The 14,533-nt window shown below is 62.7% G+C and carries 13 protein-coding genes and 1 tRNA gene; 9 read left to right on the plus strand and 5 right to left on the minus strand.

The window, feature by feature from the left end:
• The first annotated feature begins 14 nt into the window (after positions 1 to 14).
• From JJC00_RS28965 to JJC00_RS28975, 3 genes are read left to right on the plus strand one after another with little or no spacing between them, the layout of a single operon-like run.
• Complete coding sequence (locus tag JJC00_RS28965; RefSeq protein ID WP_200469244.1) at positions 15 to 1,049, plus strand: Cj0069 family protein; 1,035 nt, start codon at positions 15 to 17, stop codon at positions 1,047 to 1,049.
• A 3-nt stretch (positions 1,050 to 1,052) separates the two neighbouring features.
• The gene (locus tag JJC00_RS28970) at positions 1,053 to 1,649 is read left to right on the plus strand and encodes an ABC transporter ATP-binding protein (protein WP_200469245.1); all 597 of its coding nucleotides are present in this window, start codon (positions 1,053 to 1,055) and stop codon (positions 1,647 to 1,649) included.
• A complete protein-coding gene (locus JJC00_RS28975; protein ID WP_200469246.1) occupies positions 1,646 to 2,452 on the plus strand; it encodes an ABC transporter permease in 807 nt (268 codons plus the stop codon). Before JJC00_RS28970 ends, JJC00_RS28975 begins: the two co-directional genes overlap by 4 nt.
• Positions 2,453 to 2,787: 335 nt before the next feature.
• On the opposite strand, the gene JJC00_RS28980 is transcribed toward JJC00_RS28975, so the two are convergent.
• The 5 genes from JJC00_RS28980 to JJC00_RS29000 all read right to left on the minus strand — a co-directional run bounded on the left by JJC00_RS28980 (position 2,788) and on the right by JJC00_RS29000 (position 7,646).
• Positions 2,788 to 2,863: transfer RNA gene (locus tag JJC00_RS28980), tRNA-Lys, on the minus strand.
• A gap of 167 nt (positions 2,864 to 3,030) precedes the next feature.
• Positions 3,031 to 3,627, minus strand: coding sequence for a Spy/CpxP family protein refolding chaperone (locus JJC00_RS28985; RefSeq protein ID WP_200469247.1), 597 nt, complete (start codon positions 3,625 to 3,627; stop codon positions 3,031 to 3,033).
• 191 nt (positions 3,628 to 3,818) lie between these two features.
• A complete protein-coding gene (locus tag JJC00_RS28990; protein WP_200469248.1) occupies positions 3,819 to 4,820 on the minus strand; it encodes a TRAP transporter substrate-binding protein in 1,002 nt (333 codons plus the stop codon).
• A gap of 304 nt (positions 4,821 to 5,124) precedes the next feature.
• Positions 5,125 to 6,687 (minus strand): 2-isopropylmalate synthase, encoded by a 1,563-nt coding sequence (locus tag JJC00_RS28995; protein WP_200469249.1) that lies wholly within the window; start codon positions 6,685 to 6,687, stop codon positions 5,125 to 5,127.
• Positions 6,688 to 7,400: 713 nt separating this feature from the next.
• Positions 7,401 to 7,646, minus strand: a complete 246-nt coding sequence (locus JJC00_RS29000; RefSeq protein ID WP_200474271.1) for a hypothetical protein — start codon at positions 7,644 to 7,646, stop codon at positions 7,401 to 7,403.
• A gap of 313 nt (positions 7,647 to 7,959) precedes the next feature.
• Between JJC00_RS29000 and JJC00_RS29005 the strand changes: the two genes are divergently transcribed.
• From JJC00_RS29005 to JJC00_RS29030, 6 genes are all read left to right on the plus strand, one after another.
• Complete coding sequence (locus JJC00_RS29005) at positions 7,960 to 9,183, plus strand: SMP-30/gluconolactonase/LRE family protein (RefSeq protein WP_200469250.1); 1,224 nt, start codon at positions 7,960 to 7,962, stop codon at positions 9,181 to 9,183.
• A 56-nt stretch (positions 9,184 to 9,239) separates the two neighbouring features.
• Entirely contained in the window at positions 9,240 to 9,785 is a 546-nt protein-coding gene (locus JJC00_RS29010) for a GNAT family N-acetyltransferase (protein WP_246773960.1), read from the plus strand.
• A 59-nt stretch (positions 9,786 to 9,844) separates the two neighbouring features.
• Positions 9,845 to 10,963, plus strand: a complete 1,119-nt coding sequence (locus JJC00_RS29015) for a D-alanine--D-alanine ligase family protein (protein ID WP_200469251.1) — start codon at positions 9,845 to 9,847, stop codon at positions 10,961 to 10,963.
• A gap of 40 nt (positions 10,964 to 11,003) precedes the next feature.
• Positions 11,004 to 12,107, plus strand: coding sequence for an NAD(P)/FAD-dependent oxidoreductase (locus JJC00_RS29020; RefSeq protein ID WP_200469252.1), 1,104 nt, complete (start codon positions 11,004 to 11,006; stop codon positions 12,105 to 12,107).
• Positions 12,108 to 12,321: 214 nt separating this feature from the next.
• The gene (locus JJC00_RS29025; RefSeq protein ID WP_200469253.1) at positions 12,322 to 13,566 is read left to right on the plus strand and encodes an ABC transporter substrate-binding protein; all 1,245 of its coding nucleotides are present in this window, start codon (positions 12,322 to 12,324) and stop codon (positions 13,564 to 13,566) included.
• Positions 13,567 to 13,656: 90 nt separating this feature from the next.
• The gene (locus tag JJC00_RS29030; protein ID WP_200469254.1) at positions 13,657 to 14,532 is read left to right on the plus strand and encodes a branched-chain amino acid ABC transporter permease; all 876 of its coding nucleotides are present in this window, start codon (positions 13,657 to 13,659) and stop codon (positions 14,530 to 14,532) included.
• The last annotated feature ends 1 nt before the right edge of the window (position 14,533 follow it).

Here is a 14,533-nt window from a genome sequence, read left to right on the forward strand (position 1 = left end):
CGTGGAGCTTGCGCATGGACATCGAAAGACGACCCTTCCCCCGACGTACCGTCGCCATCCTCTCGCGAGGAGATGATGCCGCGCGACGGGATGCGACCCCGCAAAAAAGCCGCTTCTTTGACGTCATCGAAGCGCTCGCCGCCGTCGGCGTCGAAGCGCGCCCAGTGATCTACGACGAAAGCTTCGCAGACGCGGTCCGCGAACAACTGCTCGCGGTGGGCGGCGTGCTCGTCTGGGTCAACCCAATTCAAGACGGCCGTAACCGCGCCGATCTCGACTCCCTGCTGCGGGACGTCGCCACGCAGGGCGTGTGGGTCAGCGCTCATCCGGACGTCATCCTCAAGATGGGCACCAAGGAGGTCCTCTATCGTACCCGCTCGATGGGGTGGGGATCAGACACGGCGCTATATCAAACCGCCGCCGCGATGCGTGCCGAGCTGCCTGTACGGCTCGCAACCGGTCCACGCGTGATCAAGCGCAACCGCGGTAACGGCGGCCAAGGCGTCTGGAAGGTCGAGGCGCTGCCGAACACCTCCACGATAAGGGTGCTCGATGCGACCAAGGACGCGTCCGAGGAACTGACGCTGGATGATTTTCTTCGTCGCTGCGCGGAGTATTTCGAAAACGGCAGCGTGATCGATCAACCATACCAGCCGCGCCTAAGCGAAGGTATGATTCGCTGCTATATGGCAGGCGACCGCTGTGCCGGCTTCGGTCACCACAAAGTCAAAGCCCTGGTCGACTCGCCCGCCGCGCGTTCCGAGGCCGGACCGCGGCTCTATACATCCAACGCAGACCCGCGTTTCCAGCGACTGCGCCGGTTGATGGAAGACGAGTGGACGCCACAGCTAACCTCGCTGCTCGATATCGTCCGTGGTGACCTGCCCATGATCTGGGACGCCGACTTCATGCTTGGCCGGGTGCAGACGGACGGGAGCGACAGCTACGTGCTCGGTGAGATCAATGTCAGCTCGGTGCACCCCTATCCGGTCGAGGCGCCGACGGAGATCGCCAGCCGGGTTGCCGATCGGCTGCAGCTTAAGCTTTGACGCATGTTGACGGTCAGCGGGCTCAAGCGCTTGCACATTTCCGTGTCATTCGACTTGCAGGACGGCGAATGCGTCGCCCTGCAAGGGCCTTCGGGAGTCGGGAAAACCTTGCTGCTTCGCTCAATTGCGGATCTCGATCCCAACGAAGGAACGGTCAAGCTGGACGGAACGCTGAGAGAGGCGATGCCCGCTCCTGCCTGGCGAAAGCAAGTGACCTATGTCGCCGCCGAGCCCGGCTGGTGGTGCGACACCGTGCAAGAGCACTTCACGGGCTGGGATGACGCCCTCCCGCTGGTCAGACGCCTTGGGCTGTCGGACGACTGCGGACCCTGGCCGATCCAGAGGCTCTCCTCCGGAGAGAAACAGCGGCTGGGACTTGTAAGGGCGCTTATGCTACGATCGCGGGTGCTTCTGCTGGACGAGCCAACCTCGGCGCTCGACTCGGCATCCGCCGCGGCCGTGGAATCCTTGATCGCCGAACGCATTGCGAATGGAACGAGCGTCATTTGGAGTACCCACGACAACGCTCAAGCCCACCGGGTCGGGTCAAGGGTATTTGCGATGAGCCCTAATGGTGGGATCGAGGAAAATCGACCGTGACCTACATCCAGCTGTCGTACGGTGATTTGGTCCTGCCCGCTCTCCTTGTCGTCATGGACGGCACTCTCTCGCTTGTTCTCCGTCTCAAGCTTGAAAAACAACTGGCCATCGCGACTGTGCGGATGGTGCTTCAGCTCCTCCTCGTTGGATACGTGCTGACGTTCCTGTTCGCTGCGGTGTCGCCGCTCTGGACCGCCCTTGCCGCCTTCATCATGGTTCTCTTCGCCTCGCGGGAGATCGTCGCGCGGCAGAAGCGGCGCTTGCCGGGCGTTTGGAGCTACAGCTTGGGCGCCGGCTGCACGCTGCTCGCCGCAGGTACCATCACGATGTTCGCGCTCCTGACGGAGCTGCGCCCGGATCCCTGGTATCATCCGCGCTATGCGCTGCCTTTGCTGGGGATGATCCTGGGCAACACCATGACCGGCATAAGCCTGGGCTTGGACGTGCTGACGAATAGCCTGGTGCGCGAACGGACCGCCGTGGAAGCGTGTCTTGCACTCGGCGGTACTCGGCATCAGGCACTGCTGCCAATCATCCGGGACGCGTTGAGAAGCGGCTTCATGCCGATCATGAACAGCATGGCGGCGATCGGCCTTGTTTCCTTGCCGGGGATGATGACTGGCCAAATTCTCGCGGGCGTCGAGCCCGTGGACGCGGCAAAATATCAACTGCTGATTATGTTCCTGATCGCTGGCGGCACAGGCTTAGGCACTCTCGCTGCTGTCATGGGAGGAGCTCGCCTGCTCACCGATCATCGACATCGATTACGCCTTGATCGAATTGCCTCAGATACACCCAATTGAAAGCTTGGGTCGGCGGAACGATCCACTCCCAGTTCGTAGATTCCAGCTGGTAGACCGGCGGTCGCAGACATTCGATCATTCGGCCGCTCGTTGCGGCGACGGGCAGAACAGATTGTCCGTTTGCTCGCTCTAGTATCCTATTCTACGACGATCACGTGCATGGCCTGTACCATCGGATCTGCGCGCTGTATCGAATGGGGGTGAAGGTACCGAAGCAAGGAAAATCTAAACAGCAATCTGGCCGTACGAAGTCTGACCGCAAAAAACGTCGCACGAGACCCGTTTCGTTCTCGGCGGACCTGCTCGCAATCTATTGAAGAAGAAGGTCTTGTATTTGGTGGGCGCACCAGGGCTCGAACCTGGGACCCGCTGATTAAGAGTCAGCTGCTCTACCAACTGAGCTATGCGCCCGAAAGGCGGTCAATGCCTTGCGAGGCCGGTCGTTTAGCAAAGCGATCCGGGTCTGGCAAGCGATGTGGCGCATGTTTTCCAAGGTTCTTCCACAGCGCCGGAAATGCGAAAAGCCGCTGGATTCCAGCGGCTTCTCGGAGGTTAATACCCGGGGAATCCCGGAGCGCTCAAAGACGCCCTTCCCGATCCGGGTCGTCGTCGCGGTCGCCGCCGCGGAAATGGTCCATGCCGCGCTCCATCATGCGGTCCATGCCGCGTTCCATGAAGTGGTGGCGCGGGCCGTCCTCGCCGCCGCCGAACGGGCCGCGGTGGCGGGTCAGCACGGCAAGGCGGCGTTTCTGGCCGTCGTCCAGGGTCTTGTAGAGCGGATCGGCTGCGTCAGCGATCTTCTTCAGCGCCGCGGAGGTCGCGCTCATGTCGTCGGCGCGCTGACGCAGGCGGGCGACCGGATCGTCCGGCTGGTCGCCGTTCTTGGCGGCGTCGCCCGGGCCGGCGTTCATCCGGGCATTGGCGCGGTCGATGCGCAGCTTGGCGAAGTCGCGCACGGCGGCCTCGACGGGCGGCCACAGCTTCTCCTGGTCGGCGTTGAGCTTCAGCCCGGCATGGACGGCGGCGATCCGCGCGTCGACGAAGGCGGCGCGGTCTTCCGGGTTCATGCGGATGTGGCGGAAGTGCTCCATCCACGGGCGATGAAACTGGGCATAGACCGCGCCGGAGCCGGCGATGCTGAGCACGGCGATGGCGGCGATGGTGAACTTCCTCATACGAGCCTCCTCGGAAAGGATGTCCCCAAGATGAGGGTCGCAAGGCCCAGGTGCAACTTACAACTTGGACAGGAAGCGCGTTCTTACGAAGATCTAACGGCTATGAATTTTAGTTCAGCCGCATCCTGACACCATTCGTAACAAAAAGGGCTTCCGTGCAGCGCACACAGAAGCCATTTCATGCCTTTACGCTAGTTCGTGGTGCTCTTGGCTTCCTTCAGGAACTCGTCGATCAGCGGCTGGCCGACACGGCTCGCCGCATCCTTGTAGACCGGCTCCATCGCCTTGCGCATCGCCTCGTCCTGCTCCGGCGTGAGCTTGATGATCTCGCTCTTGCCGCTCTTCCTGATCTCGGCGAGCGCGTCGTCGTTTTCCTTCTGCGACTGCGCGTTGTTGAAGTCGGTCGCTTCCTTCATCGCCTTCGAGAGCTGGCCGCGGATGTCGGCCGGCAGATCGTCCCAGAACTTCTTGTTCACGATCACGACGTAGCCGATGTAACCGTGATTGGTCTCGGTGATGTACTTCTGCACCTCGTGCATCTTCTGGGTATAGATGTTCGACCAGGTGTTCTCCTGGCCATCCACCACGCCGGTCTGCAGCGCCTGGTAGACTTCCGAGAACGCCATCACCTGCGGCAGCGAACCGAGCGCCTTGAACTGGGCCTGCAGCACGCGCGAGGACTGGATGCGGAACTTGACGCCCTGATAATCCGCCGGCGCCACCAGCTTCTTGTTGGCGCTCATCTGCTTGAAGCCGTTGTCCCAATAGGCAAGGCCGGTGATGCCTTTGGAATCCAGCTGCTTGAGCAGCCGCGCGCCGAGCGGACCTTCCGTCACCTTCCGCAGCGTCTTCAGGTCGGGAAGGATGTAGGGCAGATCGAACACCTCGAATTCACGGATGCCGAGCGGGCCGAATTTGGAGTTGGATGGCGCCAGCATCTGCACGCTGCCGAGCTGAAGCGCCTCAAGCTCTTCCTTGTCCTTGTAGAGCGACGAGTTCGGATAGACCTCGATCTTGACCTTGCCACCGGTGTACTTCTCGGCGAGCTCCTTGAACTTCTCGGTCGCCTTGCCCTTCGGCGTATCGGTCGCGACGACGTGGCTGAACTTGATGATGATCGGGTCGGCGCTGGCGGGGCCGGCAAGGCCAAGTGCCAGTGCCGCGACGGACGCCGCGATCGCGAAGGTGCGCATAATCTCTCCCTGTTGCTTTTTTGGGCTGCCCGGCGTGCGGGCGGCCGATCCTCATGCTAGGCCAAATCAATACAGGCCGGCGCTCGCGCGTGCTATTGGCCGTTAGCAGGGCAGCTATTCGTCATGAATGCAGGCACCGCTGCGCTCCCTCTCCCGCTTGCGGGAGAGGGTTGGGGAGAGGGTGTCTCCGTAACGCGACATTCCCTTGGAGGAAAGAACCTCACCCGCCACGCGCGGGACGATGCTTCGCATCGCCCGGGCGTGTAGGCCTCTCCCGCAAGCGGGAGAGGCGAAGTCAGCAGCGTCAGCTCGCCGCAGCCGTCGTCACCGTGTCGCGCTGGCGCTTCATGACGATCTTGTTGAGCGCGCCGAGATAGGCTTTTGCCGACGCCACCAGCGTATCCGGATCCGCCGCACGCGCCGTCATCGCACGTCCCTCATGCGACAGCCGCACGGAGACCTCGGCTTGCGCATCGGTGCCTTCGGTGACCGCGTGGACCTGATACAGCTCGAGCTTGGCCTCATGCGGCACCAGGCGCTTGATGCAGTTGAACACCGCATCGACAGGACCGTTGCCTTCGGCCTCCTCGATCTTGATCTGGCCGTCGACGTCGAGCTTCATGGTCGCGCGCTGCGGGCCATGGGTGCCGGCGATCACGGTCAGCGAGGTCAGCTTGATGCGATCGTGCGACGCCGCCATCTCCTCGTCGACCAATGCCTCGATGTCCTCGTCGTAGATGTCCTTCTTGCGGTCGGCGAGCGCCTTCATCCGCGTGAACGCATCTTCCAGCTGGTTCGGACCGAGCTTGTAGCCCATCTCCTCCAGCTTGTGCACGAAGGCGTGGCGTCCGGAATGCTTGCCGAGCACCAGCGAGGACTGCTTCAGGCCGACCATCTCGGGCCGCATGATCTCGTAGGTCGAGGCATCCTTCAGCACGCCGTCCTGGTGAATGCCGCTCTCATGGGCGAAGGCGTTGCGGCCGACGATGGCCTTGTTGTACTGCACCGGGAACGAGGTCGCCGCCGACACCACCTTCGAGGCGCGGGTCAGCTGCGTGGTGTCGATCTTGTTCCAGTACGGGAATTTGTCGTTGCGCACGTTGATCGCCATCACGATCTCTTCGAGCGCGGCGTTGCCGGCGCGCTCGCCAATGCCGTTGATGGTGCACTCGACCTGACGCGCGCCGCCGACCACGCCGGCCAGCGAGTTCGCCACGGCCATGCCGAGGTCGTTATGGCAGTGCACGGAGAACACCGCCTTGTCCGAGTTCGGCACGCGCTCGATCAGCGTCTTCATGAAGTGCGTGTATTCCTCAGGCACCGTGTAGCCGACGGTATCGGGGATGTTCACGGTGGTGGCACCGGCCTTGATGACGGCCTCGACGATACGGCAGAGATATTCCATCTCGCTGCGGGTGCCGTCCTCGGCCGACCATTCGACGTCGTCGATCTGGTTGCGGGCGCGCGCGACCATCGCGACCGAGGTCTCGATCACCTGCTCCGGCGTCTTGTTCAGCTTCACCCGCATATGCAGCGGCGAGGTCGCGATCACGGTGTGGACGCGGCCGCGTTTCGCAAACTTCACGGCTTCGGCGCAGCGGTCGATGTCGGCCGGGTGCGCGCGCGACAGGCCGGCGATAACGGCGTTCTTGGAGCGGCGGGCGATCTCGCTGACCGCCTGGAAGTCGCCTTCCGAGGTGATCGGGAAGCCGGCTTCGATGACGTCGACGCCCATATCGTCCAGCAGCTCGGCGACCTCGAGCTTCTCCTCGAAGGTCATGGTGGCGCCGGGGCACTGCTCGCCGTCGCGCAGCGTGGTGTCGAAAATGATGACGCGGTCCTTGTCGGACTTGTTCACGGTGGCCATTTCGAAAATTCCTTTAAGCGTTCGCGCCGATCATTCTGGGCGCATCTCGGGTCCGGTGATCTCGTACACCCCCTGAGCGCCCAGGCGCGTCGCGCCCAGCCGGCCCTCAGGGGCAAGTAAGAAGAAGCCCGCCAATAAGGAGGGTGGGCAGCAGCGCGGCCGGGAACGTGGCGGCGGCCAGAGCCACCTCCCCCGAAATCCCATCGATTTGGCCGCGAATCAGCATTGCCAGACCCTTTTGAGCCCCAAATTCTCGGTCAAAACCGTTGACGGTTGGTTGCCGGGAGGCTCGAGTGCGTCGTTTCTAAACGAGAAATGGCAGCAACTGCAACGCCAAAAGATGGTCAATATAGGTGACCTAACATCCCTCGAATAGGCGAGAACGTAGCCACCTTCTCGGGGTCGTCCTGGCGAAAGCCAGGACCCATATCGCGAGGTCCTTCGATTTTGAGACGGCACCAATCCCAACCGGCCAGTCTGTCCCGCCCTGCCACTCACATCCGCGACGGCGCCGCGCGCGTCCACAGCAGCCCGATCCGCGGCTCGTGACGACGTACGACCGCCCCTTTTCGCCGGATCAGGATGGGCGATACATACGACAAATCCGAATTTCGGTAAAGTGGAATATTTCGACGCGCGCCGATTGACCCAGGCTTGCGTGTTTTGCCCGGCGGGGCAACGCAAGGGATAGCGCTGCTGTGGCGCCTGGAGGTCTACCCCGCGCGACGCGAGCGGGCCCTGCTTTCCCAGCGGTCCAGCATCTGGCCGAGTTCACCGAGGGCGGGGGACGGAGTTTCGTTCGTGTTGGCGGGAACGGTGGGGCTAAGCCAGTCCGGCTGCGTGTAGCCGCTCGAGCGGCGAGCCGCGGCACGCCGTTTGCGGGACTGGAAATCGCGCGTGAAATAGCCGGCCGCATACGCGATCCCGAGCAACACGATCAATGTGATGATACCCTGCATCATTGGCTGCGGCCTTTCTCTCCCGAGGTTTCTGGGCAGCAATACGGGCAACGTCAAGGCTTGACAGGGCCCAAACTGGGGCTGGGTTAATTCCCCAAGGGATCCCTCAAGGGCACGCGAATTGTCGCGTCACACCGTGCAGAACGGCCGTTCACATTTATTCCCGCATGAATCGGCAAATTGACGAATTCAGCCATCTTTAATCGCGCAGACGATGCGACGGCAGCCCTCGCAACTCGTCGCGGACGGGACTAACCTTGCACTTGCTCGGCCGGATCAACCGGCCAGCCGAACATGACCTGGGAGGACGCGAATGACACGCCAACAGCAGCGTGAGCAGGATGTTGCGCTTTCACGACGGACGCTGGTCCAGGGACTTGCGCTCGGTGCCGCGGCCACGATGGCCGGAACGGGCGCCGCACTGGCCCAGACCGGACCTGCCGCCCCGCCGACGACAATCACCACCCCGCCGCGCGATTTCAGTCCGCGCGGCGCGCCGACCACTTATTTCTGGGACCCCGACGTCATCGCCGTCGATCCGTCCTTCAACGACCTCGCGCAGCCCAACACCTCGATCAAGCGGCTCCATACCGGCCTGTTGTGGGCGGAAGGTCCGGCGTGGAACGCGCAGGGGCGTTATCTCCTCTGGAGCGACATTCCCAACAACCGGCAGATGCGCTGGAGCGAGGACGACGGCCATGTCAGTGTATTCCGCACGCCGTCGAACTACAGCAACGGCAATTCGTTCGACTTCCAGGGCCGCCAGCTCTCTTGCGAGCACCTGACCCGGCGGGTGACGCGCTATGAGAACGACGGCACCGCCACGATCCTCTGCGACAATTACAACGGCAAGAAGCTGAACTCGCCGAACGACGTCGTCGCGCATCCCGACGGCAGCTACTGGTTCACCGATCCGCCCTATGGCGGCCAGCTCTACGAGGGCGAACCCGATGCTGCGGGCGGACCGAGCAATGCGCCCGGCAAGCTCAATCCACGGATCGGGCAGCCGGCCGGTTTCGCGCCGGGCAAGCGTGAGCTGCCGACCAATTGCTATCGCATCGACCCCTCAGGCCGCGTCGATCTCGTCGTCACCGAGGACCAGGTGCCCGATCCCAACGGCCTGTGCTTCTCGCCCGACTTCAAGAAGCTCTACGTCGTCTCGACCGGCAAGGGACCGGGCGACACCGGCGCGGGCGGCAAGGGCGAGGTGTTCGTGTTCGACGTCGGCAGCGACAACAAATTGTCCAACCATAAGCGGTTCAGCGATTTCATGATCGACGGCGTGAAGTGCGGACCCGACGGCGTGCGCTGCGACGTCAACGGCAATGTCTGGGCCTCCAGCAATGCCGGTCGCGCCGTCGGCTATAACGGCGTGACGGTGTGGTCGCCGGACGGCAAGCTGCTCGGCCGTATCCGCCTGCCGGAAGTCTGCGGCAACATCTGCTTCGGCGGGCCGAAGCGCAACCGCCTGTTCATGGCCGCGAGCCAGTCGCTCTACGCCGTGTACACAGCGACGCAAGGTGCGGGACCGGGCTGAGCAGGCGTGAGCTGAATTGCGACGAGGCGCTGGCGTACTCCGCTGGCGCCTCAAATATGAAGCTGATCGTTCACAAGGACAACCAAATGACCGTCACCGTTCGTCCGATGACTTTGCACGAGACTGCAATGATCATTGAGTATTTCCACGCAGCGACGCCGGAGCATTTGGAAATGCTCGGGGTCGATCCGTCGCGACTGCCGCAGGCATCGCAATGGCAGCGTCTCTATGAGCAGATGTTCGACCAGCCTGTCGAACAGAGGAGCAGCCTCTTGGTGAGTTGGCTTTACAATGACAGGTTTCTGGGGTTCTCCACCGCTGACAAGATCCGCGTTGGCCAGCAGGCGAATATGCACCTTCACATCACCGATGCCTCGCAACGTCAGCAGGGTATCGGCGTCGCATGTGTCAGGCAGACCGTCGAACTCTATTTCCAGATTCTCAAGCTCAAGCAGCTCTTCTGTGAGCCCAATGCGTTCAATGCGGCTCCGAACCGCACGCTGCAAAAGGCGGGCTTCAAGTACGTCAAGACGCACATGACCGTTCCGGGCCCTCTTAACTTTCACCAAGCGGTGACCCGTTGGGTGATCGATAGAGGTTGAGGGCGTGCCTCTCCGCAGGCAGCACGTGACTTCCGGCCAGCGCGCGTGATAATTGAGCCATGGCAGACAAAATTCGCGTCGTTGTTCTCTATGGCGGCAGGTCCGGTGAGCACGAGGTCTCGCTGAAATCGGCCGCCTCCGTGCTCAGGCATCTCGACCGTGCGCTCTTTGAGGTGATCCCGGTCTCGATCGACAAGACGGGCCGATGGCAGTGGAACGATCTTGCCAGGATCGATCCGGCGCGGACGGCCTTGCCGATCCTGCCCGATGCGCCCGAGATGCGGCTCGCCCGAAGAGCCGATGGACGCGGCGTTCTCATGCCGATGACCGAAGGCACAACCGACCCGATCGAGATCGACGTCGTGTTTCCGGTGATGCACGGCCCCCTTTGCGAGGACGGCACCATGCAGGGGCTTCTGGAGCTGGCCGAGGTTGCCTATGTCGGGTCGGGCGTTCTCGCCTCCGCCGTCAGCATGGACAAGGATGTCGCCAAGCGGCTCGCGGAATTCGCCGGCGTTCCGGTCACGCCCTATCGCGTGCTCACCCGCAAGGCCTTCGCCGCGGATCGCGTCTCGTCTCTCGCCAAGGCGGTCGACGGTCTGAGCCTTCCGGTGTTCGTCAAGCCGTGCAACATGGGCTCCAGTGTCGGCATTCACAAGGTCAAGACGTGGGATGCACTTGCGCCAGCGCTCGATGATGCGTTTCGCTATGACGTCAAGGTGCTGGTCGAACAGGGCATCGACGCCCGCGAGATCGAGGTCGCCGTGCTCGAGGGCGAGACGCTGTTTGCGAGCGTCGCCAGCGAGCTAAATCCGAACGCCCATCACGAATTCTATTCGTACGAGGCCAAATATCTCGATCCCGACGGCGCCCGCGTCGATCTTCCGGCCAGGCTCGACCCGGCACAGATGGAGCGCGTGCGCGCGCTCGCGGTGCAAGTGTTCGCGGCGCTCGAATGCAGCGACCTCGCGCGGGTCGATTTCTTCCTCGATCGGCAAACCGGCGAATTCTGCTTCAACGAGATCAACACCCTGCCCGGCTTCACGTCGATCAACATGTATCCGAAGATGATGGAAGCCTCGGGCGTGCCATATGCAGAGCTGCTGACGCGCCTCGTCCATCTGGCGCTGGACCGCTATCAGCAGCGTCATGCCCTGGAACGCGGCTATTCGAGCTAGGTTGTCTCCGCAAACGAGAGGCCGGGTCAGGAAACAAGCCATGCGCGTTGTGATCTGCGGCGGCGGCGTGATCGGGGCCTGCACGGCTTACTTCCTCCGCCGTCATGGCGTCGAGGTCATCGTGGTCGAACGGACCGAGGTCGCGGCCGCGGCCTCCGGCAAGGCCGGCGGCTTTCTGGCACGCGACTGGTGTGCGGGTACGCCGCTCGATGCACTGGCGCGACGCAGTTTTGCGCTTCACGCACAACTGCCCGGGGAGATCGCGGGCGATTGGGGCTACCGTGCGATGACCGCGTATAGCGGCTTCGTTGCGGCCGATGGTGATCCGCAACGCGACGCGCCGTCCAGGCTCGACTGGCTCAGCGACGGCATCGTCATTGCGCACCGCATCGGCACGACCGAGACGACTGCGATCGTCCATCCGCAAAAGTTCACATCGGCCGTGATGAACGCGGCGCTCGCGCAAGGCGCCGAGTTTCGCCGGGGCCGCTTCACGGGCATCGTGCGCGACGCAGATCGCAGCACCTTGAAGGGCGTCGGGGTGGAAGACGATGTCATCGAAGCGGACGCTGTCGTGATCGCGATGGGACCATGGTCGCGGCTCGCGGCGCAATGGATGAGCCTGCCCGCTCTCTATGCTCAACGCAGCCCGAGCATCGTGTACGACACTGGCACGCATGTATCGGCAGACGCCTTGTTTCTTGAGATGGAGATCTACGGCGAAACCACCCCCATCGAGGTGTTCCCTCGCCCGGATGGCAGCACCTATGTGACCGCTTGCCCCGACACCGCTGCCTTCCCCACTGATCCGGCCGACGTGAGGCCCGAGCCCAACCTTATGGACCGGTTGCAACAACTATCGGAGCGACTGTCGCCACTGTTCAGTCCAGAGAAGATCATCGCGCAGCAGGCCTGCTTTCGTCCGGTGACCGCGGACGGCCTGCCCTTGATTGGCCGAGTGCCGCAGGATGAAGGGCTCTATGTTGCGACTGGACACAGTGTCTGGGGTATCCTCAATGCCCCTGCAACCGGCGAAGCGCTAGCGGAGTTGATCGTCAAAGGCGCAACGCGCAATGTCGACCTCGCGCCATTCGATCCGGCCCGCCTCAAGCCACTCGATCTGCCGCGGCGGCGATTGCGATGACACACTTGCGCACCTGCGATGCCCTCGCATGGCCGCCGACGAAATCTGCATGCCTGCGTGCGGAATAACGCTCCGTCATGCCCGATATTTGCGCCGCTAGAACTTTAGTCCCCATCGTACAATCCTGAATACAGTTTCACTTGCCGAGGATTCTCGCGTCGTTATAGTCCCGCTCCAATAGCTCAAAGAAGCTTGGTTCAAGGGAGAGAACAACATGAATAAAGCACTCTCTGGTGCATTGCGAAGTGCGTTTGGTGCGGTCGCGACGGGCGCATTGTTGGTGGCGTCAGGCGCGGCATTTGCGGCCGATCCGATCAGGATCGGCGTAATCGCGGAAGCGCAGGCGATCGCCGGCGCATCGATCCCGCAGGCGGCGCAGCTCGCCGCCGACGAGATCAACGCTGCCGGCGGCGTTGATGGCCGCAAGATCGAAATCATCGGCTACGACAACCACTCCTCCTCGGCGGACTCGGTGCGCGCCTTCCAGCGCGCGGTGAACGAGGACAAGGTCAACGCGGTCATCGCCAGCTATATCAGCGAGGTGGTGCTGGCGCTCGAGCCCTGGGCCGCGCGACTGAAGACGCCGTTCGTGACGCCCGGTGCTGCCTCCAACGAGATCAGCAAGAGCGTCCATGCCGATTACGAAAAGAACAAGTACACTTTCCACGGCTATCTGACCTCGGCGGCATTGGCACTTTCGGTCTGCGACGGCGCGAAAGACCTGCTCGTCGACAAGATGCACATGAAGACGGCGGTCATCATGAGCGAGGACGCCGCCTGGACCAAGCCGCTCGATGTCGGCTACGAGGAATGTCTGCCGAAGATCGGGCTGAAGGTGCTCGACCACATCCGCTTCTCACCTGACACCACCGACTTCACTCCGATCTTCAACAAGATCGAGGGCGCGAAGCCCGACGTCATCATCACCGGCATCTCCCATGTCGGCGTGCAGCCGACGGTGCAGTGGAAGAACCAGCAAGTGCCGATCCCGATGTTCGGCATCTCCTCGCAGGCGACCAACGAAACCTTCGGCAAGGACACCAACCAGGCCGCCGAAGGCGTGCTCTATCAGGGCGTCTCCGGGCCCGGCGTCGCGGTGACGCCGAAGTCGGTGCCGTTCGCCGAAAACTTCAAGAAGAAGTTCGGCAACTACCCGTCCTATGCCGGCTACACCGCCTATGACGAGGTCTATTACATCGCCGACGCCGTGAAGCGCGCCGGCTCGACCGATGCCGACAAGCTGGTCGACGCGCTTGAGAAGACCGACTGGGAAGGCACGATCGGCCGCGTCCAGTTCTACGGCAAGGACGATCCGTTCACGCACTCGATCAAATATGGCAAGGGCCTGATCACCGGGCTGATGCTGCAATGGCAGGACGGCAAGCAGAGCGCGGTCTGGCCCAAGGACGTCGCCAAGGTCGACATCAAGTTCCCGAGCTTCATCAAGCTCTCGAACTAGCAGGAGCAGCTCCCGGGACCACTTCCCGGGAGCCTCCATTTGCGGCGCCCCGCAGCACTTCCCTCAGTTGAGACTCTTGGCCAATCATCAATGCGAGCTTTCCAGATTCTGATCGATGGCTTTGCCATCAGCGCTCTCTACGCTCTCGGTGCCACCGGCTTCACGCTGATCTTCGGCGTCTCCGGCGTGCTCAACCTCTCCCACGGTGCCATCATGGTGGCAGCAGCGGTGGCGGCCTGGGCCGCCGCCAGCGTGCTCAATGTCGGCACCTATGCCGGCGCGCTGATCGGGGTCGGGGTCGCCCTCCTCACGGCGTTCGCCACTTACTTCGCGGTGGTGAAGCCGATCCAGGACTCCCGGCGCATCCCGAACGAGGAGAAGGAGATCTTCGTCCTCACGGGAACGCTGCTCTGGGGCATCATGATCCAGGAGCTGATCGCCTATTTCTTCACCAACAACGCCAAGACGGTGCTGCCGATCGTCGAAGGCGTCGTCGACGTGCTCGGCGTCCGCACGCCGAAGAATGAGATCTTCACGGCGATCGTGTGCTGCCTCGTGATCGCGCTGCTGTGGCTGTTGGTAAACCGTACCCGCACCGGCAAGGCGGTGCTGGCGGCCTCGATGAACCCGCGCGGCGTGACGCTGCTGGGGCTCGAGCTCACCAACATCTACATCGTGGTCTGGGCGATCTACGGCATTCTGGCCGGCATCGCCGGCGTGCTGCTCGGCATGTTCTTGGGCGTCAGCTCCTACAGCGTCGGGCCGCTGACCGCGAGCGCGTTCTCAATCGTGGTGCTCGGCGGCCTCGGCAGCGTCTCCGGTTCGCTGATCGCAGCTTTCGTGGTCGGCTATCTCGAAACGGCGACGGCCTATCTGGTTTCGCCCGCCTACCGCACCATTCCGGCGCTGCTGCTGCTCGTGTTCGTGATGTATATCCGGCCCCAGGGCCTTCTGGGGAGGCGCTGAG

This window comes from Bradyrhizobium diazoefficiens (assembly GCF_016616885.1).
Classification (GTDB): Bacteria; Pseudomonadota; Alphaproteobacteria; order Rhizobiales; family Xanthobacteraceae; genus Bradyrhizobium; species Bradyrhizobium diazoefficiens_F.

What these genes read in the sequence shown, in the direction of transcription:
- JJC00_RS28985 (WP_200469247.1), bottom strand. Translation starts at nt 3,627, where the DNA reads ATGAGGAAGTTCACCATCGCCGCCATCGCCGTGCTCAGCATCGCCGGC.
- JJC00_RS29020 (WP_200469252.1), top strand. Translation starts at nt 11,004, where the DNA reads ATGCGCGTTGTGATCTGCGGCGGCGGCGTGATCGGGGCCTGCACGGCT.
- JJC00_RS29025 (WP_200469253.1), top strand. Translation starts at nt 12,322, where the DNA reads ATGAATAAAGCACTCTCTGGTGCATTGCGAAGTGCGTTTGGTGCGGTC.
- JJC00_RS28995 (WP_200469249.1), bottom strand. Translation starts at nt 6,687, where the DNA reads ATGGCCACCGTGAACAAGTCCGACAAGGACCGCGTCATCATTTTCGAC.
- JJC00_RS29010 (WP_246773960.1), top strand. Translation starts at nt 9,240, where the DNA reads ATGAAGCTGATCGTTCACAAGGACAACCAAATGACCGTCACCGTTCGT.
- JJC00_RS28965 (WP_200469244.1), top strand. Translation starts at nt 15, where the DNA reads ATGGACATCGAAAGACGACCCTTCCCCCGACGTACCGTCGCCATCCTC.
- JJC00_RS29030 (WP_200469254.1), top strand. Translation starts at nt 13,657, where the DNA reads ATGCGAGCTTTCCAGATTCTGATCGATGGCTTTGCCATCAGCGCTCTC.
- JJC00_RS29005 (WP_200469250.1), top strand. Translation starts at nt 7,960, where the DNA reads ATGACACGCCAACAGCAGCGTGAGCAGGATGTTGCGCTTTCACGACGG.
- JJC00_RS29000 (WP_200474271.1), bottom strand. Translation starts at nt 7,646, where the DNA reads ATGCAGGGTATCATCACATTGATCGTGTTGCTCGGGATCGCGTATGCG.
- JJC00_RS29015 (WP_200469251.1), top strand. Translation starts at nt 9,845, where the DNA reads ATGGCAGACAAAATTCGCGTCGTTGTTCTCTATGGCGGCAGGTCCGGT.
- JJC00_RS28970 (WP_200469245.1), top strand. Translation starts at nt 1,053, where the DNA reads ATGTTGACGGTCAGCGGGCTCAAGCGCTTGCACATTTCCGTGTCATTC.
- JJC00_RS28990 (WP_200469248.1), bottom strand. Translation starts at nt 4,820, where the DNA reads ATGCGCACCTTCGCGATCGCGGCGTCCGTCGCGGCACTGGCACTTGGC.